Below are 23,707 nucleotides of genomic sequence, written 5' to 3' on the forward strand. Positions count from 1 at the left end.
TTTTTTTGTTTAGGCGATGTTGTGTTTTTTTAAAAATAATCGGATGCTATCGATTGTTTCTTTTTCTGTCAATCGTTGCGTATCGACCGTTAGATCTGGATTTTTTGGAGGTTCAAAGGGCGCTGTAATTCCAGTAAAATTTTTAATCTCATTGGTACGGGCGCGTGCGTAAAGTCCTTTTACGTCGCGTTTCTCACACTCCGCTAAGGGGCAATCTACAAATACTTGAATGAGTAGATCTCCGAGGATGTCTTGTGCTATAGTACGGTGTGTTTCCAATGGGGTAATTAATGAGCATATGCAAAGAATAGCGTTTTCAGCTAATAATTTTGCAATTTCAGCTACTCGTCTGATATTTTCTTCCCGGTCGTTCGCTGTAAAACCTAAGTCTTTATTTAGGCCTGCTCTTAATAGGTCTCCATCTAACATGACAACCTTGATACCGAGCTTTTCAAGGTCTATTTTTAAGGCCGTGGCGATGGTTGTCTTGCCGGCTCCCGAAAGGCCGTATAACCAGATAACTTTACTTTTATCGATCATTGGTGCTTTGGTATACTTTGGGGGATTTTTTCATACGTTTTGTGAACGATTTGGAATAATAAGATACGGAATTGAATCCTACCGCGTAGGCAATTTCGCTAATATTCATGCGTCCTTCTTCCAATAATTTAAGGGATTCGTCGAGACGAATATTCTTAATATAATCATGTACACCCTGTCCTGTAAGGGTCTTAAATTTTGCATACAGGATGGATCGACTGATGCCGAAGTTGCTACAGATCATTTTATAGTTTAGATCGAAATCGCTAATATTTGCTAATACATATTCTCTTATTTTATCTAAGAACTCTTTGTCTAGCGGAGCGATTTTTTCTGCTATCGTCGAAGGAGCATTCGATAGGACAAGTTGTCGTTGACTTTGCTGTCCTAAAAATTTATCAATTACTGTAAACAGTAATTTTCGGTTGAAAGGCTTTTGTAAATAGATATCTACCCCTGCTTGATAACTTAATATTTCGTTTTCTTGATCATGCTCGCCTGTTAGCATCAGAATCGGAATATGCGAGGTGTTAATATTTGCCCGTATGCGTTTACAGAAAGTGAGTCCATCCATTTCCGGCATGATGAGATCGGTAATGATGAGGTCGGGCTGCGTTTCTTTTGCTTTCTCTAAGCCTATTTTTCCGTCTTCGGCTTCTATGATTTCGAAGACCGGATCTAATAGTTTTCTTAAGACATTCCTGATCGTTATATTGTCGTCAATGATTAATACCCGTCGACCAGAATAATCAAGCAGAGAGGAATGTTGTTTTTCCTCTAAAGAGCTCAATATATGTTGCTTTTCTGGTGATTCTCCATTTAATATGGGAAGTGTGACGACAAATGTGGATCCTCGATCTGGTTCGCTATGGATTTCGAATGTTCCGCCATGGGCGTGGATAAGATCTTGACAAAGTTGAAAGCCCAGACCAGTGCCTTTCTCTCCTTCTGTACCTTCTGTAGGTTGTATGTTTTTGTTGAAAATGGCTTCCAATTGTTTGGTATCCATCCCTACACCGCTGTCTGTTATGGAAAGTTTAATAAACGCTGTTGTTTCACAATGGATTGTGATATAGCCATCACTAGGTGTGAATTTGATAGAGTTGTTGATGATATTCCGTAAGATGGTGTAGAGCATGTGGTAATCAGCTGTTATACAGAAATCGCTTGGAATGTCAACTTGTATAGTTAGTTTTTTATCTTGAACGGCTAGTTTGAATAAGTGAATAACTTTGCGAACGAGTTCATATAAGTTAAACATTGTGGGCTCAAAAATGAGTTGGTTTGTTCTCGATTTTCCCCAAGCGAGCAGATTGTTCAAAAAACCATTGATAGCATTGGTGGAGTGTGTGAAATCGTCGAGATAGATGTCTATTTCTTCTTTTGAAAGGTTTGGTAAGCTTGTCTTGATGAAGTCTGTATGTCCTGCTATTGCGGTTATTGGATTTCGTAGGTCGTGCGCTAGAATGGAAAACAGTTTGTCTTTCATTTTATTACTTGCCTCGAGGGCCATGTTAACATGGGCCAGTTCCTTATTCTGTTGTAGAATCTGTGATTGCTGGTGAAAGATTTTCTTGTTTATTTTTTTTATTTCATCGCTTTTGCTTTGTACAATTTCACTTTTTGCTATGATTTCAGCATTACGTTCCGATAACTCTTTTGTCTTGAATGCGACCTTTTGCGTAAGGATCTTGTTTTGTTTACGAATTTGACGTAATCGTATAAAATAGAAAAGTATAGCTAATGCGATAGACAATAGGAATATAATGCTACGAAACCACCAAGTTTCCCAAAAAGGGGGAATGATGTGGATATTAATGGAGCGCACATTGGAAGACCAGTTTCCCTGATTGTCTGTAGCTCGTATTGTTAGGTCATAATCACCGGGAGGCATCCGTACAAAGGATATATAGTTCTTGTTTCCTAAGGTGTGCCATTCTTTGTCGGCTCCGGATATCTTATAGGCATATTGTTTTGTTTTTTGATCGGTATAATTTAGGGAAGCGAATTCTAGAACAAAAACATTGTAATCGTAGGGTAATGTAATGGATTTTGTGTAGTTGATGGATTGCGGATTGCCATTTTTTTGAGCAAAAACAGGGATGTCTTTGTTGTTTAACTGAAAATTAGTGAATACGAGTGCGGGGATATAGTTTTGCGCTACGAACTTCTGTGGATTAAAGATGTTGAGCCCGTGGTTGCCTCCAAAAAGGAGATTTCCATCCCGATCCTGTAGTTTGGCACGTCGGAATTCTTCATCTTGTAAACCGAGGTACATGTTGTAGCTTTGGACGATGTTATTTTCAGGGTTCAATTTTGAAATGCCTCGATTTGTAGCCATCCAAATGTTGTTATTTCGGTCATTTATGACACTCTGAATAACGTCATTTGGTAAATTAGAGTTCGTGGAGCGATATACTTTATTGCTCATCTTTTCTATATTCAGCCTGTTAAGTCCGTCTTTTGTACCCAACCAAATCGTATTGTTTTTGTCAACAGCTATGCTGTAGATCGTATTACTGGATAAATGATCTCCCTTCAATGTGCTAGATGTTGTGAGGATTCTTGTCTGGTTTTTGATAATATCCAATATATTCAGGGAGCCACTTTCGGTACCTATGAGTATTTCTTGTGTTTGATATCGCGCTAAGCTTAGTATGAAATTACTGCTAAGTTTAGCGTCTTCATTTTTATTGTCGAATTTCGTCCATTTTTGTTGTGTGCTGTCATATAGTAAGCATCCGCCACCATAGGTTCCAATCAACATTTGTCCTTCTATACGCAAAATCGCAGTTACATTGTTTGTTTTAAGTAGAGAAAGATTGGATGTGTTATAGTTTGTTACCTGTCGCGTGTTTGGGTTATAGATATATAAACCTTTGTTCCAGGTTCCAATCCACAGGTTACCGATTTTATCTTCTTCAATAGCAAGTATGGCCGTGCCTTGCCCCAGAAATTGAAAATCTTTTGAATTTCCGGAATGATAGAAGCGCTCTGTCGTTTTATCAAACAGGTTGATACCAGCCCCATCTGTTCCGATCCAGATTCTACCTCTACTATCCTGTAAAATACAGTTCACAATGTTATTACTCAGGCTGAAGGGTTGTTTCGTATGACGGTAATGTAATAAGTGAATTTGATCGATATTTACAAAGGATAGACCTGCATTTGCGGTTCCAATCCACATGTTTCCTTTTTTATCGCGCTGTATGGAGGTGATTGTGTTGTTGGCAATGGAGTATTGGTCTTGATTTTCGTTTTTATAGCTGTATGTTTTTTTTGTCTTTGGATTATAAATGGAGAGCCCTTCACCTTCTGTTCCGATCCAGATTTGCTGAGCGATGTCTTCCGAGATCGTAAGCACATAGGATGGCGACGTATTATTGTTTTCTGTGCCTATTACGATTGGAATAAATTCATCTTGCTCCTTATTTAATAGGTAGAGACCTGATCCATAGGTTCCTGCCCAGATATTTCCAGATTGATCAGCGTAGGCAGTAGTGATAGGTACATTTGTGTTTCCTTTCTTTATAAGGTAATCTTTTGTTAATTGCCTGCTAATATCTATGCAGATTATTTTGTTGCTTACGGTCACAGCCCAAATGTTTCCTTTTGCATCGTCGATGGCTTGTTTGATAGGAACATTAACAGTTGTTTTCTTTATTTTTCTGGCTTGATGGTCGTAGATGAGTAGTCCTGTACTTCTACTGGCTAACAGTAGATTTCCATTTTGCTGTGCATGTATACCGACAATATTTGATAAATTGATTTGATCTTTTAGGTAAGTGTTGGCATCTGTTATTTTTCCAGATTCTGGGTCGATGATGTTTAAAGTTTTTCCTTCGTCACTAGCTACCCAGATCATTTGCTGTGGATCTTGTGCAAGAGCTTTTATATCGTTGGATAAAAGGTCTGATGAAGATCTGTTTTGTTTGTTAAATACCGAAAATTTGTAACTATCGTATCTGTTAAGTCCATCTTTTGTGCCAAACCAGATGAAACCAAGCTTATCCTCCAAAATACATTGGATGTTATTTTGGGATAGGCCATCTTTTGTTGATAGTGTGGAGAATTTAAGGTTGTTCCATTGTGATTTTGTTGTTAAAAAAAATAATAAATACAGGGTTAGGGTGATATATTTTAAAATTGATGACCGCATGGGTAGTCTTTTGGTTAAACATACATAAAACTGTTTAAAATTTCTCTTAAATGTTTTTATTTATGTGATGTGTTGTTGTTTTTTATTTTTTTTTTGACAATTTTTTTTAAATTTTCTATTTTTTTTGTAGGCTTTGTATGGTTATTTATACGCCTTTTTTAATGAACGAAAATTTATGTAATCATATTATAAGTTTATTGTCGAGTGTTGAATTGATCTCGTGGTATATTCTGTTTCGACTTTATCAATATACAAAAAAAACTACTCGTATTAAACGAAATATTTATATTCATTGAATTGTTTTGTGATAGATTCTTGTGTTCTATTTTTCATAGCAAGGATACTGTTACAAGAGATCTTTCTGTTAGATGTACTGATACAAGCCGATCGGTTTTTATGGTTCAATTTTATAGAAATTTGCTTTTCCTGAAATAAACTAATAATATTGTATATTATTTAGAATGATTTTAAATAAAATGCATGAATCTCTCGATAATGAACAGGATTTCAAACTTTTGTTCGATCAACACTATGCCAAGCTTTGTTCTACAGCTTTCAGTATAATTCGGAATTACGAAGAGGCTGAGGATTTGGTTCAAAATTTTTTCCTTAAAGTCTGGAACAATCGTACGCAAATACATATCGAATATAGTTTTGCAACATATAGTCATAAAGCAGTGTATTTGATGGCTCTCAACCATAATAGGCAGCAGGCAAGAGCGTTAAGAATGGTGGAGCTCGAGTCTATAAATTCTGTCATAGATCCTGCTACCGAATCTATTTCTACTACAGAGGAGGAAAAGGAATACTTGGATATATTGGATGAGGTTGAACGTGCTATTTCGGCATTACCAGACAAATGTCAACAGATATTTAGGATGGCTCACCATGAGAAAATGAAACATATGGCCATCGCTGACCAGCTTGGTATATCGGTGAATACGGTTAAGGTACAGATGTCAAGGGCTTATCGTGAAATACGGAAAAAGTTAAAGACAAAACATATTCCTTACTTTATTATCCTGTTTTATCCGACATTTTTTTAGCCTCTTTTCCTGAATAGATGTATTTTCAATAGGACCTTAGGCTTGTTATTCCTTTTTTAGCTTATTTAGATTTTTTTTAAATAATTGTAATACCATTTTATTTATTGGTGTCTATATAGATGAAGGTGCAGGAGAACCTATTGAGTTAGTGGTGAAATAGTATTTGGTCATTATCTGCGATAGTGCAAAATTGGATTAAATGAATAATAATTAGATCGTAATATGATATGTTGAAAGGTGAAGATCTGCTTCTTAAACTATTGTCGGGATTAGTGGAGGAAGAGTATCGGAATTTATGGGGTAAAGACAAAAAAGAGCTCAATCAATTTGTAGAGATTCTCGTGGAACGTGATGCGCGGTGGAGGGACGTGAAGCCCATGCTGATAAGGTATGTTGAAGAAAGCAATCTTGAGGTGCCGTATTTTGAGCAAAGGAAGGAGGCTGCTTGGTTGAAGTTGCATCCGAATTTGGTGCATGGAGAAAGTAGAAAACATCGTCAATTATCTATGACCGTGTTCGCCATTGCAGCTTCTTTATTTTTGATTGGTTTTGCATTTATTTTTCTGGTGAAAAATTATGAGAAAGATCATTACCGAGAAAAATTGCTATATACAAGGGTTTGGAAGTCGGACGATCATAGTAGTAGGCAGATTACCCTACCTGATGGGACACAGGTTTGGTTGAATAAGCACACTACGCTTTCCTACTTACAAGATGATGGGCTTAACCTAAGGCGAGTCAAATTGGATGGTGAAGCGTATTTTGAAGTGAAAAGTAGCGTAGAAAAACCATTTCAAGTTTTCCTAGAAAAAGGAGCGATTACCGTTACTGGAACACATTTCTTTACGGGATATCGTAGAGATACGGACTTGTTGTACGTGGATCTTAAAGAGGGAAAAGTGGCTTATCAACCTTATGGTTTTTACACAGAGTCTATACATCTGAGCCCGCAAGAACGATTGCTGTGGAAAGGAGATGGACCTCATACGCTAGAGAAAGTCCCTTTAAATCCAGCTACGAGTTATTTATGGTTGCGGAAGGCTATTCAGGTTGAAAATGTGCCTCTTTCTGATCTTTTGGAACAATTGCATGCTTGGTATGATGTTTCTGTAAAGTTGGATCAACCTGATTTGGCAGCTATTCATTTCTCTGGAGCGTTGTCTCCTGAAGATTCGTTCACAACTAATCTGGAAAAGATTTGCTGGACATCAAATATTAATCTTAAAAAAACGAACAACACATATATATTATTTAACAAGTAATTTAATTTCCTAACCCGGTATCATATGACCATTTTGAATACTAAAATCAGGTTTCCGAAGAAGCCTGGCAGGCCACTCTTTGCCCTTTTTTGTGCAGGGATGCTCTTCCTCGGGGGGCCACAAATAACCGTGCATGCTCAACAAAAACAATATGAAGTTCAAGCATCGAAAGAATCGCTAGGAACCGTATTAAATAAGCTTTCAGCTAAAGAGGGGTTAAAGTTCTTTTATAGCCACGAAGAGATAGATCTAAATAAACTGGTGTCTATTCGGATGAAGACAACAAACTTACAAGAACTTTTGGATCGGTTGCTTCTTCCTGATTATACTTGGAAAATGCTAGATAACTCCAAAGATATTCTCATCAAAAGGCAACGACAGGAACGAACTTCGTCCAAGCAAATCACGTATAACGTGGAGGTGGAGGGGGCTGATTTAGGCCTATTAGAAGGAAGCTCTATTTATATACCTTCGCTAAACCGTTATTTGACGACGGCTCGCGACGGACGAGCTGAGCTCATTCTTCCGGAAAGTCAGGCTACAACTGTTCTTGCTATTGAGGTTTCGCATATCGGATTTAATAAGGTTGCCACAAAGTTGAGGGCTGGCGAGCAAATAAAAGTTTCTTTATTACCGCAGTTGAATGAGCTGACGAATGTGGTGGTCGATGGTTATCAACAACGGGATGCACGTATATTAGCAAGTTCTACCACTACGGTAAAAGGGGAGGATGTTGTGTTAGGTGGTTACCAAAGCCTTGACAAAATGTTGCAGGGACAGATTCCCGGACTTATGCTGATGAATACCTCGGGAAGTCCTAGTGCGACCCCCCGTATTCGATTAAGAGGGGTTTCTACATTATTGGGGGCGGGTACTCCGCTGTGGGTGGTTGATGGCGTAATTTGGGAAGATCCGGTTAATATAAGTAATCAGGAAGTTAATAATTTGATAGAAACGACGCAACTGGATCGATTGGAGCAATTAGGCAGCGAGTCGCAATTTAGCATTTTAGGCGGTGCTATCGCAGGCCTTAATCCGCAAGATATCGCTTCCATCACGGTGTTAAAAGATGCTTCTGCAACGGCGATATATGGAACGAGAGCTGCTAATGGTGTTATCGTTATTAGTACAAAATCGGGGAAACAGGGAAAAGCGATTGTCAGTTATAGCTCGACTATGGGATTTTCTCGCAGGCCGAATTATAGTGATTTTAATGCGATGAACTCCAAACAACGTGTCGCTTTTTCGAAGGAAGTATACGAAGATGGGTTATTGTATCAAAATATGCCATTCAGCTATTCTTATGAGGGAGCTATGTTCGATCTGTTTGACCATAAAATTGATCAGGCGACATTTGATCAACGCGTGGCGAAATATGAAACGCAAAATACAGATTGGTTTGATATGTTGTTTGAACCTGCTTTCAATCAAAATCATTATTTGAGTGTATCTGGGGGAAGCGAAAAAGACAACTATTTTTTGTCGATTGGTTATGATAAGAATAAGGGCAGTGCTAAAGGGGATGAAGCTGAAAAATATGCCATTGGACTTCGAATGAAAAATCAGTTGCGGAATAATATACAACTGAATAGTAGATTTAATTTTTCGAGTCGTAAAACCTTGGGCTTTTATGGTGTAAATCCTTTTGATTATGCGCTCAATACCAGTAGGACACTGGATCCGAATGAATTCTATCCGACACGATATTCTCCGGCGAGTGAGTATCAGGGCTTAACCTTATTAAGTTACAATATACTGAATGAGTTGGAGAATAGTGGTAATGAAGCTAACGTGAGACAAGTGAATGCGCAGTTGGAATTGAACTGGGATTTTACACCGGATCTTCGTTATTCAGCTTTGGCAGCCGTAGGTTTTGCCAATACGAAGTCGGCACGCTATGCGGGAGAAGAAACGTATACGATCTCGCTGATTCGAGGCTATGATTATGGTTCTGTAACTGCAGGAAGCGCAGCAGAACTGGCTTCCAAATTGCCTTATGGGGGGATTTTGTATTACAATGATGTGAATAATCTGAACTATACATTGCGGAATATTCTACAGTACAAAAAGAATCTAGGAATTAACGGAGCACATGCATTGAATGCGATGGTCGGGTTTGAATTACGATCGAATAAGTATGATGGGTTTTCGGCAAAAGAATGGGGTTATTTCCCGCGAAGAGGAAAAAGCATTTCATACGAGTACAATGCTTCGTCGACAACTACGACCTCATCTGCGTATGGTTCTTCTTTAGGGAAACATACGGCTGCATTGCAAGATAATTTATCCAATAATCTTTCGGCTTTTGCTACGTTTGCTTATAGCTATGATCGGCGGTATATTATTAATGCAAATTTGCGTACGGATGCTTCTAATCGCTTCGGTCAATATACAAATAATCGCTTTTTGCCTGTTTGGAGCATCGCTGGACGTTGGGCACTTCATGAAGAGAGTTTTCTCGAAGGATTGGATTGGTTGGCGGATTTAAGTATCCGTGGCTCTTTTGGTTTACAAGGGAACGTCGTACAGCAAGTCGGACCGGAGCTTATTGCTGCTTATGGTGATAATATTGTAGATCCGGTTTCGGGTCAATATGTTTTGAATATCAGTAGTTTGCCCTATCCGGATTTGCGTTGGGAGAAGACGGCGACGAGCAACCTTGGGTTGGATGTTGCACTATGGAAAGGACGTTTTGCGCTGGCTGTGGATTATTACCGAAAGAATGGTAAGGATATTATCTTTCAGATTCCTACAGCTTTAGAATACGGTGTAGAATATGCGTATAAAAATGGTGCACGTTTGAAGAATGCGGGCTTAGAGTTGTCTTTACGTGGAACGCCTATTCAAAAAAAGGACTGGACGTGGACAGTTATGGCAAATGTGGCTCGAAATGTAAATAAGGTGTACAATGCAGGAGCGTTAAATACGTATGCAGATTATCTCAGTGGGAATACATTTGTAGATGGCGAATCTGTTGGAGCTTTCTACTCCTATGCCTTTGCAGGATTGGACGGCGTACAAGGTCTGCCGCTTATAGATAAAGTGAATACGAATACTACTGATGAAGATCTAGATCCTTCTCAATTTTTGGTAAAATCTGGACGAAAGGATCCTTTGTTTACAGGAGGACTTAGTATGTCTCTACGTTATAAGAATTTTGTGATTGACGGCTCTTCGGCATTTAATATTGGGCAATATAAACGGTTAAATAATCTTTATAAAGCAACACAATATGTTCCGGCTCCCGATCAGAACCTTGACCAGTCTGTATTAGGGCGTTGGAGGCAGCCTGGCGATGAAGCTTTGACGAATATACCTGCCTTTATTCGGGTGAATGATTTTGCAGTGAGTAGTGTTCCATTGCCTATTGAATCAAATACATATGTGAGTTTGTATGACATGTATAATCTGTCCAATATACGGGTGGCTAATGCTAGCTTTTGGCGCGTTCGTCATATTGGGGCTAGTTATATGGTGCCTACTGCTGTTACTCAGAAATGGCGATTGGAACACTTACAGATAGGTTTTCAGGTATATAATCCGCTTATTATAAAAGATAGAATTTGGGGAACACAGGATCCGGAACAAGCGAATACAGGGAGTATGGCGCAGCCTATAACACCGAGCTATAACATGACTATTAAAATTGGTATTTAAATAAGAAAAGATGAAGCGAATTTATATTATTATATGCTTGTGTTTGGGGATAGGGCTTACATCTTGCGAAAAATTCTTGGAAGAAACTTCGCAGGATGAATTGGTTCCTACAACAACCAAAGAGTTTAACGAATTGCTGATGGGAAGTGGTTATCCACTGCTTTCAGGGGCGAGTGTGGGGGATCCACCACTGAATACATTAACTACGTTGATGGACGATGATGTAGACGGTATTGCGCCTCGGTCTTCTACTTCTGCACGTACAGCGTCTTATCGATGGGCTTTTACTTGGCAACCAGATTATTATCCAATATACATTAATGCAGCAAATACTTCTGGAGCGAATCCATGGGCTTCTTTTTATAATCGTATTTTAGGTTGTAATATTGCATTAAAATATGCAGATGGTTCTATTGGCACCGAACAAGATAAGCAATATTTGAAGGGACAAGCTTATATTCTTCGGGCTTATTATTATTTCCAATTGGTCAATATCTACGGATGGCCTTATAACGATGAGACACATCCTAAAGAATCTGCTTTGGGTGTGCCACTGATTCTTAGTCCGGATTTACAGGATGAATCTATTGCACGTAACACAGTAGCCGAGGTATACGCACAGATCGTGACGGATTTGCAGCAAGGAATTGATTTATTGGAGCGTAGTGGGACAGATGGGGGCGCTTTCCGTATCAACTCTGCTGCGGCACACTTGTTGGCTTCGCGTGTTTTCCTTTACATGGAGGATTGGACATCCGTGATTAAACATGCTAATGCCGTTTTTGCTGAAAATTCGACTTTGTTGAACTTGTCTACGTTTACGGCAGATGCAACGGCTAATCAGGTTATTGTGAGTGTGAATAACCCAGAGACGCTTTGGATATTTGGTATCACGACGGAAGTGCAAAGCGGAGATTTGGCAACGAATACAACCATGTTTACACTTTCAGAGTCACTGGCAGGTAGCTATGAAACCGCTGATTTGAGATGGAATACCTATTTGAAGAAAACAACTGGACGCTACCTATACAGTGCAATGAAATGGGCAAGCCGTTCGGCTCCTGGAAAGTCTTGGAGGGTGGCGGAAGCCTATCTTAATCGGGCCGAAGCGTATATTATGCAGGCTAAAGAGGGACAATCGGCAAGCCTTGCTGCAGCAGTAGAGGATCTGAATACATTGCGGCAGAATCGTTTCGGTACGGCGACTTTTCAATCAGTAACATTTACAGATGCGGACAATGCCTTTGCTTTCTATAAGGCAGAGCGCCGACGCGAACTTTGTTTTGAAGACCAGCGTTGGTTCGATCTTCGGCGCTATGGTATGCCCGAAATACAGCATGTCTGGTATGAATCGGAGCCTACAATTTACGTTCTGTCGGAACGGGATCCAGCATATGTTTTGCCAATTCCAGATAACGTGCTTCTTAATAATAATAGACTACAGCAGAATGTATTGGCACCACAGCGGCAGGGTACTGCCTTGTAGTTGCAGAAAAAATGACTCATAGTTAGGAGTGATTGCAGGACTGTTGGAGAGCGTGACTGGGAAGTGTCATCTGCTTAGCTTTTTACAAAATAAGTTTAGTACTCGTGTGCATTTATGTGCTCAATATTTTATGTTTTAATGAATACAGATGAAAAATATAGTTAAAATCCTTCTATTGGGATGTTTTGTTAGCTTGTTTAGTGCCTGCGAACGAGAAGAATCGTTAACGGCCTCCGCTGCACAGGAGTTTTATCAGCTGCCACAAGGCAATGCTGCTTTTGACTCAGAGTTCTTGGCTTTTTATGAAGCTTATGGGACTTATATATTATATAATTTTACGGATAATGATTTTCGATGGAACGGTACAACACGACTTTTATATATGGCTAAAAATGCCGATGAAATGTATATATCTTCAGCCTATGCTTTTTTAAGGAAGGCTTTTTTAGATGATTACGAAGCCGAAAAGCTACAGCAGCTTTTGCCGTATAAGATTTTGCTTTCGGCGGGTGTGCACCAGTTGACAGTAAATGCAGCGCAGCCTACAGGTTATGATACTGTCGCTACGAATCTAGGTGTGTATACTGGGGTTAATCATGTAACTTTTGGATTTGCGAATAGTAGTTTAGAGAGCTTTTCGGTAACGCAAAAGAGGGATCTACAAGCTAATGTACAGAAGGCTTTTTACACCTATGCATTGAACAGAGGGAAAGTGACAATTCCTGCTGCATTTACAGCGTTGTTTGATGTAACGGGTAATTCGACTACGGCTTATAAAGGTTTGGGCTTTTTGGAATATCAACGCTCTTATACCGTATCATTGGATTTCTTAATGTATGTATATGCAGCTTTACGCTACAATGAAGAGGAGTTTGCTTCGCTATATCTAACATCGAGTTTTGATACGAGTGGTAAAGTGGCTAAGAAGTTTGCTATTGTGAAGGCGTATCTGGAGGATGAATGGGGTATTCAAACGGAGGTGATTGCTAATCGTGCTTGGTAGGAAGATAAAATATCTAAGTAGGATACTGCTGATCTTAGCTTTTCCTTTATGTTGCGGCTTTTTTCAGGAAGCTGTACCTATGGACATTTTAGCTCTTCGTAAACTGTATCAAAAGCAGACGACCGATTGGCCAAAAGCAACAATTGACTCCGGAATAGTTTTCAGAGAACTGGGTCCCTTGCCCAGTTCTCCTGTGTCGGTAAAAGATTTGAAGTACAGGGGCTTGATTGAGCTCGGTAAAACGTTGTTTTTCGACCCTCGTCTTAGTGCGAGTAAACAAATTTCTTGCTCTTCTTGCCATGATCCGGATATGCATTGGACAGATGGTCGCGTGCGGGCTATCGGGCATAACCATCGAGCAGGTATGCGAAATAGTCCAAGCATCTCTTTTGCTTGGGCGAATGAAAAATTGTTTTGGGATGGACGGGCACTGTCATTGGAGGAACAGTTGAAGGGCTCGTTGTCTAATCCGAAAGAGATGAATGCCGATTTAGAAACTGTAGCTCCATTATTATGGGCTATTGCAGCTTATAAACCTCTCTTTACAGATGCGTTTGGAAAGATAAATCCTTCGTTGGATGAACTTGCATATGCTATGGCGACGTTTATGCGTAGTATTAGATCGGCACGCAGTCCTTTTGATCGTTTTTTAACTGGAGATAGTACTGCTTTATCTGATGAACAGGTTTTGGGCTTGCACCTGTTCCGGACGAAAGCACGTTGTATAAATTGCCATAATGGGGCTTTATTTACGGATCAAGATTTCCATAATATCGGCTTTAGCCTTTATGGGGAAGATAAAGCAGATTTAGGAAGGTATGCAGTGACGAAGGTGACCGAAGATGTTGGAAAATTTAAGACGCCTTCTTTGCGTAACACAACGCGCACAGGACCTTGGTTGCATAATGGGATGTTCCAAGATTTACGAGGCTTGTTGAATACCTATAATAGGGGGATGCCACGCCCGAAAAGAAAGCCTAGTCAGGAGAATGATCCTTTGTTTCCGGAAACTTCTATTCATCTCAAACCACTTGATTTGACACCGAAGGAAATTGATGCGTTATTGGCCTTTTTAGAGTCTATTAGTACGCTCCCTTACCCGGTAAATAGACCTGTGTTGCCAGGGATGGATTAATTCACGTTAATCTAGATTTTACTAAAACAACTTGTTAGGCGACTGTATCAGTCGATTTTTCTTATTATTTGGATTTCGTCTAAATAAGTGTAAATTTGCCTGCATAAATGTTACAGACGTGAATGAGCAACTAGAGCCATTTTCCTGCCAAATAATAGATCAAGAGTCTTTTAAAGTTATTTACGAATTATATTGGGATAAGGTCTTACAATATGCGCAAAATATCGTTGGTGATGAATCTTTAGCGGAAGATATTTTGCAGCATGTGTTTATTTCTCTTTGGGATAGGCGATCCTATTTAAGTATTACCAATGTGGAAGCATATTTAAAACGCGCTGTAAAATTTTCTGCTATTCATGAGATCAAAAGACGATTAAAAATGGATTCTGAAGTGGATTTGCAAGATGTTACCTTGTCCGCTTACCAGGATTCCGATAACGAAATTTTGTATAAAGATCTACAACTTGTGATCAATCAATTATTGAGGTCATTCCCCTCCAATAGTCAACGGATATTCCAGTTAAAATTTCAAGAAGGATTAGATAATAGAGCTATTGCAGAGAAGTTGCAGATGTCTGAAAAAACGATTCGTAACCAACTTTCTCTTTGCCTTAAAACGGTTCGTGTTAAGTTGAAAAAAGCTGGATTTTGATAGCTCCTTTTTTACCTCTTTCTATTGTTTAAAATAAGTATAAATAATTCGGGACAATCTTTCTCTACGATACACTTGTATTTAGGTGATGAGAAAAATAGAACGAGAATCTTTAGAAAAATACCTGCTTGGAAAATCTTCAAAGGAAGAATCTAATCGTATAGAACAATGGCTTAAAGAGGACGCGGTATGGGATGTGCATAGTGAACGAGAAATTGATACGGATAGGAAAGCACAATTGTGGCGACGGTTGGCCTTACAAATTGACAAAAAAGACAAATCTCAAATTACAGCTAGAACTATTCGTTCTATTGCTAGACCTTTTTATACAGCAGTAGCAGCTGTCGCTCTCGTATTTTTTATTGGGAAGGCTTATTATTATTCGGATAAGGATACATTCCCAAAATTGGAAGTTGTATCTACGCCGCAAAAGATAGATACTTGGTTAGACCATGCGAAGAGTCTTTATTTGGTAGGTTTTCCAAATGTGCGGAAAAAGGTTTACTATGAAGTAGATCCTGATAGCCATATTGAACTGTTTACTAAAAATGGAAACATTGTGTTTCGCAATGGACAGAAAAAAGATGCACGGATCAAGTTTGCGACAAGTGATACAGATTTTACGGAGTTTGTTGCAAGGCAAGGTGAAACGTACGTCATAGTATATACGGGAGAGGATGAGCTTCTTCGTAGAGCGAAAAATCTTGTCGTATTACCTGTTGATCAACTTGCAGATTTTCCACCACATGAAGCGATCCGATGGACAAAGGATAGACTGGAGCAAAGCTATAAAATGGAGAAAGGGTAATCGGATATGTAGAATCAATATATAAGATATATAAAATGGCTGTATTGCTACCAACAATACAGCCTACCGACTAAATCGGTAACTTTTAACTTGATAATAAAAAGTAATGCAATATAAACAATATTTTGTAGTAGGGATACTCTTTTTCCTATCCTTAACTCTCTACGCGCAAGAATCGACACAACATAGCCTCTATGGTTATGTAAAAGATGTTTTTGGAAAGCCTGTTTCTGGCGCAACCGTATCTATCAGTGGAACTGATATCGGCGTTACCACAGAATCCGATGGTTTCTATCGTCTCTCTAAAATCTCAACATCTTTGGTAAATATTCGGATAAGCAGTGTGGGGTTTATTCCTGAAGAGTTGCAAATTGTCCTTTCCGCAACTAAAGAAACCGCACATGATTTTCAATTGAAACGCGATGAGAAATCAATCGGTGAAGTTGCTGTGTTCGGAAAAAGTGAAAATCAACGAAAAGTTCAGGAAATAAAGCAATCGGGATATGCGGTAAACGTGATTGATATGAATGAACACGTGGACAAAGTTGCGGATTTGAACCAATTGCTACGCCGTTCTCCAGGTGTTACGATACGTGAAGATGGAGGTATGGGCTCTGATTTTGCATTCAAGATTAATGGCCTTGATGCGAAGATTTTTATTGATGGGGTTCCGATGGAGAACTTTGGCAGTTCAATGACTTTAAATAATATTCCGGTTAGCCTTGTGGATCGTGTGGAGGTATATAAGGGCGTAGTGCCAGCTTACCTTCCCACGGATGTACTGGGCGGTGCGGTGAATATTATTACCAAACGAAAAAATAGACAGTTTTTCGATTTTAGTTACGGCTATGGATCCTTCAATACGCACCAAGCCTCGCTGATTGCTTCGGTTAGAAATCCGAAGACAGGACTCATGGTGAAGGCGGACGCTTTTTACAATCATTCGGATAATGACTACATGATGTATAGTAATCCGAAGTATGGGATTGATTTAGAGGGGTATTTCGATGAATCTGTCGATGAAGAGAGCGGTATCGTTCAAAGGCAGTTGGTTAAGATCGGTAAAGCAAGACGTTTTAACGATGCTTATAGTTCGGGTATGGGAAAGATTGAAACTGGATTTGAAAATGTAAAGTGGGCAGATCGGTTCTTCGTAGGGCTAACGTACTCAAAAAATCACAACCAATTGCTACAAGGATCCAGCATCAACAGCCTATATGGCGGACGATGGTCTGAAGAGAATTTTTTTACACCAAGTATTCAATACCGTAAAAACAGCTTTTTGTTACCTAACTTATTTGTTGACATATATGCCAGCTACGGGAATAACCGCAAGGATGTACGGGACACCGCACAACATGTTTATTACTGGGCTGGAATTCCACAAGCTGTGGACACGATCCGTGAACAGACTTATGACAAGCTAATAAACAAAAGCTACATTGCAAAGGCCGATTTTTCGTACAATTTGAATTCGAAAAAAACGCAAATATTAAATCTAAGCTATAATCTCACGACAAACCAACAGAAGACCTATAATATGTTGGCAGAGCGGGAAGCCGATAGGGATCAATCGGGGTTACCCAAAAGCTTAAAGAAACATCTTATCAATATTGCCTGGCAGGGACAATGGCTAAATGATAAGCTTACTTCTGTTGCTTTTGTGAAATATTATGGAATGGATGTACTTAATACAAAGAATGATCGGACTTATTCGAGTGATGGAACTTACTTAAGCGGATCTATATATGAAGAGCATAGTTATAAAAGCTACAAAGCGATGGGATTTACTTTACGTTATCTTTTGAAGAATGATATTGGACTGAAGGCCTCTGCAGAGAAGTCTTATACGTTGCCTGAAGTAAGTCAGCTTTTTGGTGATGGGGTTAATGTACTCGGAAATCCGGATTTAAAGCCTGCGGAATCAAACAATCTAAATGCAGGAGTATTTTTTAATAGCTATATCTCGGGAGTACACTTTGTTAACCTGGATATTACAGCATTTCTTCGTAATACGGGAAATTATATACAAACAACACAAGAAGGTAACTATTTTATAGCAGATAATATTGAAGGAGCTAGACTTTATGGACTGGAACTGGATGCAAGGTACGGCTATAAAGATCTAATTCGTGTGACCTTTAACGGCAGTTATGATAGAGCTATTTTTGATGAGCTAGGTACGGAAGAGCAAGGAGAGGGGGCTCAAGCTCTTCTGGGCCAGCAAATTGGTAATAGGCCTTGGCTGTATGGAAATTTTGATGTTTCGTTCGGGAAAAATGATTGGTTAGGAAGTGGTACGCGTATAGAATTAACGGCCATGAATCAATATACGAAGCAGTTTTATTTATCACCTTCAATTTATGGTTCTCCATCGACGAAAAGTTCAGTTCCCTCACAATATGTACACTCTGTGCTCTTAAGTTTTTCTTGGAAACATAACCGTTATGGGATCTCTGCAGAAGCCAGGAATTTAACCGACTCCCGCTTATACGATAACTTTGGACTTCAAAAGGCTGGTCGTTCATTTTATACCAAGTTTCGAGTCTCTATTTTGTAATAAATTTTATAAATATTATACATTTAATCAATATGAATTTTTTTAATGTTTTTTTTAAAAAGTCTTGCTGGATCGCAGCTTTGGCTTTGAGTACCGTTGCTTGTAAGGATTCTGACGATACGGAACCTGATAGTAGTTTGGCGGGAGGTAAATATGGAATAACCGTACGTGTGGAGGCAGCAGGAGAAAGATACGAGTACATTTTACCTGTAGAGGATCTAATGACAGATGGCTCCATCTCTCCTGTTGGTTATGGTATCGATGTATCTGGTAAAGTTGATGCATCTTACGGTGTAAGAGAAGGAGCTAATTTATTTTTTACGGAAGGTGCTGCCGTGAAAAGATATTCGGTGGCAACAGGTGCTGTGGTTGAAAAAGGGAACGCGGTACTTTCAAATCCCGGAAATTATTTGGGTATGATGAAGTCTGCTTTTATCGATGGAAGACTTAATTTTATCAACTGGGCGTCGACTTACAATGCAACTACAGAAGCTAGTGAGAAACGCCTATTTATTATTGATACAGCAACGATGGTGGTGAAGGGTGAAACTGCTTTGAGTTTTCCTGTTCCATTAATTGAAGATCCAGAGAACGTAGGTGAATATTTTAACAAAGCCGATATTCCGATTTCTCCAACCAGTCTAGGAATTGCAAATGGAAAGATTTATGTGGGCTTTTTGTACTTGAAACCGTCTTGGGCAGCACCTGAAAAACAAGTTGCCTATGTTTTAACCGCTGACTACCCTAGTTTGACAAATCAAAAGATTGCATCGAATGACCAATATGGGCATACTACAGGTACTTGGTATCAGACCAAATCCAGTTTCTTTGACGAAGACGGAAACTATTATTTTACAACTATCCGCGAAAATACGTATTATACCCTTTTACGTGTAAAGGCTGGATCAACCGAAATCGACCCAGATTATGCGTTTGATTTGTCGAATTATAGTCTGTATTCAGAAGGATTTATGGGGCAGCAGACAGATCAATATGCTTATTTAAAAGATGGTAAAGCTCTATTGGGTGCTTACGTGTTTGATGTGCACAACAAAACGCTAATTAAGAATTTAAATGATTCAGGATTTGGAAGTGTTCAGTCCGTGCCAGCAGATGGCGTATTAGTGGAGGGAAGTAAGGCTTATATGTTTGTCAAATCTGCGGACTCAAAATGGTACGTAGCGGCTTATGATGCAGATACTAATGAGTTTAAGAGAGGTATACAGATTCAAGGAGGGATTACTCGTGCTTTCGGGATCGTAAAATATTAAACTTATACATTTTTAATCGAGGGGTTGTCTACTGAAAAGTTCTTTAGCTCTTTTTAGTAGACTTCTCTTTTTTACTTGGAAGCACCTTCTGTGTTTCCTTTTTTATGAATAGCTTATGGCGGCAGTTAGAAAGAAACAGGTGTCTTTCCGGGATATTAACAATTGGATTCACTTATGGTTAGGATTGATTTCGGGTGTTATCATGCTTATTGTGTGCTTTACTGCTTGTCTCTGGGTGTTTCAACGAGAAATTACGGATATGATCGTACCTCGGCAAGAGCAAGAATATATTATAGCAAGAAATGCAGCCGTTGTATCTCCTTCACGTGTGGTAGCTGTTGCTGATTCGTTGTTTCCAAAAGGTCTTGTGAGACGTGTCGTTTATGAACGTGAGCGTCCTGTTGTTTTTCATCTTGATTTGCCAATTGTAGATACCGTAAAGAAAAACAAGCCTATTCAAGGTTTAGTAAATCCCTACTCTGGAATGTATATGGGGACTATAAAAGAATTGAATAAAGAGGAAGAGGAATTACGAAAAGGTGTTTCTGCATTTTTTGGTTGGGCCATCAGAGGTCATCGCGCCATTTGGCTTCCTTGGGATATAGGGCGACCGATTGTTAATTATGGAACTTTGGTTTTTACCGTGACCCTCATTACGGGGCTTGTGTGGTGGTATCCGAAAAAATGGAATAGATCGACAAGGGATAAGAGCTTTAAAGTTAAATGGCGGGCGAATTGGAAGCGCGTGAATTTAGATTTACATAATGTGTTTGGCTTTTATTCGTTGCTGGTTGTGCTTGCGCTAGCGCTAACTGGGATGGTGTATGGTATCAATTGGTATAGCAAAGCATTATTCTGGACGACGAATTGGGGTGAGTCATTACCAGACTGGAAGCCGCAAGATTCGGATACTACAATGCGCACACTAGGAAGGGAGGTTGGACCTATTTTAGATCGTGAAATGGCTGGCATTATGTCGAAACATCAAGATTTTTTCCGTTTTTCTTTGTATATGCCCGATACGGCTAATGCAAAATCAGCTTACGCGATTTATGCAGATAAATATAGAGATCGTTATTACGGAGGACAATCGTACGTATTTGATCAATATACGGGTAAACGGATTCTTAATAATATATCCTTATACAATAAGCAATTTCATGAGAATACTGTCGGTGAGCAGATATACCGTATGAACTACGATATCCATGTGGGCTCGGTGCTGGGGTTACCCACGAAGATATTAGCTTTTTTCGCCTCATTCATTGGTGCGACTCTTCCTGTAACGGGTTTTATTATTTGGTATAATCGGAAATGGGGTAAGAAAAAGACTTCAACCAAGCGTATGAAAAAGGGGGCTTCACTGCCTGAAAGTTCTAATGACGTCTCGGACAAGAAAGTTGTTCCACATAAGGTACGATTGAGACAAGTAAATAGCTCCAGTTCGTCTTCTCCAAAAGCATAATCTGAATGTTGCTTTGGGAGTTAAAGTCATTTTAATTTGTTTTGCAATAAAAAAGGGAACTCGCTTTTAACGAATTCCCTTTTCTTTTTAGAAGCGATAAGCTATACTTCCGAGTATATTTCTTGGCATTTGAGGGTTGACGGTTGTCCAACCTCTGTAATAGGTTCTGTCTGTTAAGTTATTTCCTTTGACTGCGAACTCATAGTTTTTAAAGGTGTATGATATGCTGGTATTGAGCAGGGTGTAAGCTGGTAGACTAAATGTTCCAGTAGGAGTGCTGTTTGTTATCAAATTCTCACTAGCATAGTTTATTCCTGCACCGAAACCTAGGCCCTTTACGAGTCCACGAGGTATAACGTAGTTCGCCCAAGCATTAAGAAGATTTTTTGGGCCTGCCTCTGTAGGACGAAGGTTATTCACTGTTGCGGCAGCTTTGGTGGTTTTACTGGAATTATTGCTATAGGTAACGATGAGGTTAAGGCCATCGATAGGTGCTGCTGTCACATCGAACTCAATACCACGGCTTAGACGAGTTCCATCTTGAACGGTGATGTTGTATGTCTGTCCATCGCGTTCGATGGATTCTCCTCTTGTTGTATTGCTGACCTTGATGTCGTAATAACTAGCCGTAAAACCTAAGCGATTGTTCAATAGATTCACTTTTATCCCACCTTCCCACTGTTTTGCCTGTTGCGGTTTGAAATCGCCGGAAATATCAGGCAATGGTTGTACTACTGGGGCGACATTTTTGAATCCGTTTTGGTAATTACCGAATAGGGAGACTCTATCTTTTAAAACTTCATATACCAATCCTACGCGAGGAGAGAATGCCATTTGATTATAAGTTCCTGTAGTGGTGTCTTTATCAAAATTGTAAGTTCCTTTGTTGTCAAAGTAATCCATGCGTAGCGCCAGGTGTAAATGTACTTGTGATGTGATGTCTAAGACATTGGACACATAAGCACCAAATACTTGTGTGCGACTGCGGTTGTTGGTTTCTGCTGAAGTGGAGGCTGCGATTGCGGCATCTATACTGGCAGCGTTGAATTTATAATAATCTGGATCATCATAAGATGTGTTTATTTGATCGATTAGGACATACGGTGAGTTGTGTGTCTCTGCTTGTTGGAAAAGATAGTCTAATCCAATCAATGTCCGGTTACGCAAATTTCCAATATGGTAGTCACCTACAAAGTTTTGTTGAGCATTGACGGTCTTGGCGACGTAATCCTGATTACCAGCGTAACGGTTAATTAGCGTATCATTGTCTGTCTGCAGGTACATTACATACTGGAAATAACCATCTGCTTTTCTATTGTTGTATACAACAGCGCTGTTGGATGTCCATTGATCATTGATGCGATATACGACATTTCCTCTTAGGTTTGTAGTCGGGTTTTTGAACGTTACATCATTATTCGTATATGACTTATTAAAATCAAATTCTAATTCGTCTGGTGTTCTTGCGAAAAGTTGGCGTGATCTATTCAAGAAGACCATTAAAGGATTAGTAGCCTTACTTTGGTAAATTTCTGCATCGAGCTGAATGTCAAGACGGTCATTTGGTTTGTATACTAAAGATGGTGCAATAAATAGAGATTTGTTAAAGCCAGCATCTTGGAAAGTACCCGTATGTGTTGCGGCTGCATTTAATCTTCCCAATAATTTTTTGTTGGCGGTCAAGGGTCCGTATACGTCTGCTGTTAGGCGGTGTTGCCCAAATGTGCCAAAAATATAGTTAAAACGTCCGCCAAGTGTATCCAAAGGCTTCTTCGTTACGTTGTTAATCAGTCCACCGAAACCAATAGCTGCTCCGCCATACAATGAACCAGATGGACCTTTAAGAACTTCAATGGTCTCTAGATTTGCGGGGTCAGGACTTGTGCTTGCGATACTGACGATGCCGTTCACCATTGCAGCCTGAGAAGAGAATCCCCGTAAAGTATAATAGGTTACGCCATCACCAGGTCTTCCCGTTGCCGACCATAGTTTGTCTACGCCAGAAACATTTGCTAAGGCATCATCAAAGTTTGTGTTGACTTGACTTTGTAATAATTCTTTGGTGATTACGGCGTACGATTGTGGGTTCTCCAAGTTTTTTAGTGGCATTTTTCCCACATAAGCACTCGTTTTTCGTGTATATTTATTTTTTACACCATTGACCACAATTTCTTCCAATGTGGCTCTATCTTCTGATAGATAAACCGTGGTAACCTCTGTTTTTGTTCCTGTAGCATGTACATTTCTATTTTGGGGTTGTACGCCGACAGCAGAAATAGATAACGTATATTCTCCAGGTTTTACATTCCTAAAAATATAAGCTCCTTTTGTGTTTGTTATAGCTGTAATTCCTTGTGGGGAGAGGTTTACGGTAATTCCTTCGGCTGGTTGTCCATCCGATGAAAAGACTCTGCCGTAAATTTCTGTTTTTTGTTGTGCTAATAGCATTATTGGCAGTAGGAGCCAAAGAGAGAGTAGAAGTTTTCGCATAATGAATTGTGCTGTTCGATTATATTCTTATTTAGACTTGTTTTAAACTGTGCAAATCTATCGTTATCGTGGAAGATTTCAAAAGAAAAATGAAAAAATATTCAAATCATTTAATAGTTGATATACTTTGGGTTAGGTTGTTTTTCCTGAAAAGCTATAGGTTTAATAGATTT

At 39.3% G+C, this 23,707-nt stretch carries 14 protein-coding genes; 11 read left to right on the forward strand and 3 right to left on the reverse strand.

From position 1 onward, the window contains the following. Positions 1 to 9: 9 nt before the first annotated feature. Positions 10 to 540, reverse strand: coding sequence for an adenylyl-sulfate kinase (gene cysC, locus ACSZOX_RS12650; RefSeq protein ID WP_437920352.1), 531 nt, complete (start codon positions 538 to 540; stop codon positions 10 to 12). Then, positions 530 to 4,699 carry a hybrid sensor histidine kinase/response regulator transcription factor gene (locus ACSZOX_RS12655; RefSeq protein ID WP_437920353.1) on the reverse strand — a complete coding sequence of 1,390 codons (4,170 nt, stop codon included), beginning with the start codon at positions 4,697 to 4,699 and terminating at the stop codon, positions 530 to 532. Before ACSZOX_RS12655 ends, cysC begins: the two co-directional genes overlap by 11 nt. Positions 4,700 to 5,160: 461 nt before the next feature. Here ACSZOX_RS12655 and ACSZOX_RS12660 point away from each other — a divergent pair, with 461 nt between their 5' ends. The 11 genes from ACSZOX_RS12660 to ACSZOX_RS12710 all read left to right on the forward strand — a co-directional run bounded on the left by ACSZOX_RS12660 (position 5,161) and on the right by ACSZOX_RS12710 (position 21,044). Next, positions 5,161 to 5,745 carry a sigma-70 family RNA polymerase sigma factor gene (locus ACSZOX_RS12660; RefSeq protein ID WP_437920354.1) on the forward strand — a complete coding sequence of 195 codons (585 nt, stop codon included), beginning with the start codon at positions 5,161 to 5,163 and terminating at the stop codon, positions 5,743 to 5,745. A gap of 227 nt (positions 5,746 to 5,972) precedes the next feature. Beyond that, positions 5,973 to 7,007, forward strand: coding sequence for a FecR family protein (locus ACSZOX_RS12665; RefSeq protein WP_437920355.1), 1,035 nt, complete (start codon positions 5,973 to 5,975; stop codon positions 7,005 to 7,007). Positions 7,008 to 7,031: 24 nt separating this feature from the next. After that, positions 7,032 to 10,664 carry a SusC/RagA family TonB-linked outer membrane protein gene (locus ACSZOX_RS12670; RefSeq protein WP_437920356.1) on the forward strand — a complete coding sequence of 1,211 codons (3,633 nt, stop codon included), beginning with the start codon at positions 7,032 to 7,034 and terminating at the stop codon, positions 10,662 to 10,664. A gap of 10 nt (positions 10,665 to 10,674) precedes the next feature. Then, positions 10,675 to 12,150: a RagB/SusD family nutrient uptake outer membrane protein gene (locus tag ACSZOX_RS12675; RefSeq protein WP_437920357.1), complete on the forward strand. Its 1,476-nt coding sequence runs from the start codon at positions 10,675 to 10,677 to the stop codon at positions 12,148 to 12,150. A 148-nt stretch (positions 12,151 to 12,298) separates the two neighbouring features. After that, positions 12,299 to 13,153: a hypothetical protein gene (locus tag ACSZOX_RS12680; RefSeq protein ID WP_437920358.1), complete on the forward strand. Its 855-nt coding sequence runs from the start codon at positions 12,299 to 12,301 to the stop codon at positions 13,151 to 13,153. 79 nt (positions 13,154 to 13,232) lie between these two features. Then, positions 13,233 to 14,288 carry a cytochrome-c peroxidase gene (locus tag ACSZOX_RS12685; RefSeq protein WP_437920359.1) on the forward strand — a complete coding sequence of 352 codons (1,056 nt, stop codon included), beginning with the start codon at positions 13,233 to 13,235 and terminating at the stop codon, positions 14,286 to 14,288. 118 nt (positions 14,289 to 14,406) lie between these two features. Then, positions 14,407 to 14,940 carry a sigma-70 family RNA polymerase sigma factor gene (locus tag ACSZOX_RS12690; RefSeq protein ID WP_437920360.1) on the forward strand — a complete coding sequence of 178 codons (534 nt, stop codon included), beginning with the start codon at positions 14,407 to 14,409 and terminating at the stop codon, positions 14,938 to 14,940. Positions 14,941 to 15,028: 88 nt separating this feature from the next. Continuing rightward, entirely contained in the window at positions 15,029 to 15,748 is a 720-nt protein-coding gene (locus ACSZOX_RS12695) for a hypothetical protein (protein WP_437920361.1), read from the forward strand. A gap of 106 nt (positions 15,749 to 15,854) precedes the next feature. Continuing rightward, complete coding sequence (locus ACSZOX_RS12700; protein WP_437920362.1) at positions 15,855 to 18,308, forward strand: TonB-dependent receptor; 2,454 nt, start codon at positions 15,855 to 15,857, stop codon at positions 18,306 to 18,308. A 32-nt stretch (positions 18,309 to 18,340) separates the two neighbouring features. Further along, positions 18,341 to 19,579, forward strand: coding sequence for a hypothetical protein (locus tag ACSZOX_RS12705; protein WP_437920363.1), 1,239 nt, complete (start codon positions 18,341 to 18,343; stop codon positions 19,577 to 19,579). 115 nt (positions 19,580 to 19,694) lie between these two features. After that, positions 19,695 to 21,044 (forward strand): PepSY-associated TM helix domain-containing protein, encoded by a 1,350-nt coding sequence (locus ACSZOX_RS12710; protein ID WP_437920364.1) that lies wholly within the window; start codon positions 19,695 to 19,697, stop codon positions 21,042 to 21,044. Positions 21,045 to 21,131: 87 nt separating this feature from the next. Here the strand turns inward: ACSZOX_RS12710 and ACSZOX_RS12715 are convergent, their stop codons facing one another. Continuing rightward, positions 21,132 to 23,534 carry a TonB-dependent siderophore receptor gene (locus tag ACSZOX_RS12715; RefSeq protein ID WP_437920365.1) on the reverse strand — a complete coding sequence of 801 codons (2,403 nt, stop codon included), beginning with the start codon at positions 23,532 to 23,534 and terminating at the stop codon, positions 21,132 to 21,134. Positions 23,535 to 23,707 lie beyond the last annotated feature (173 nt).

The sequence above is a fragment of the Sphingobacterium sp. LRF_L2 genome (assembly GCF_965644235.1).
Lineage (GTDB): Bacteria > Bacteroidota > Bacteroidia > Sphingobacteriales > Sphingobacteriaceae > Sphingobacterium.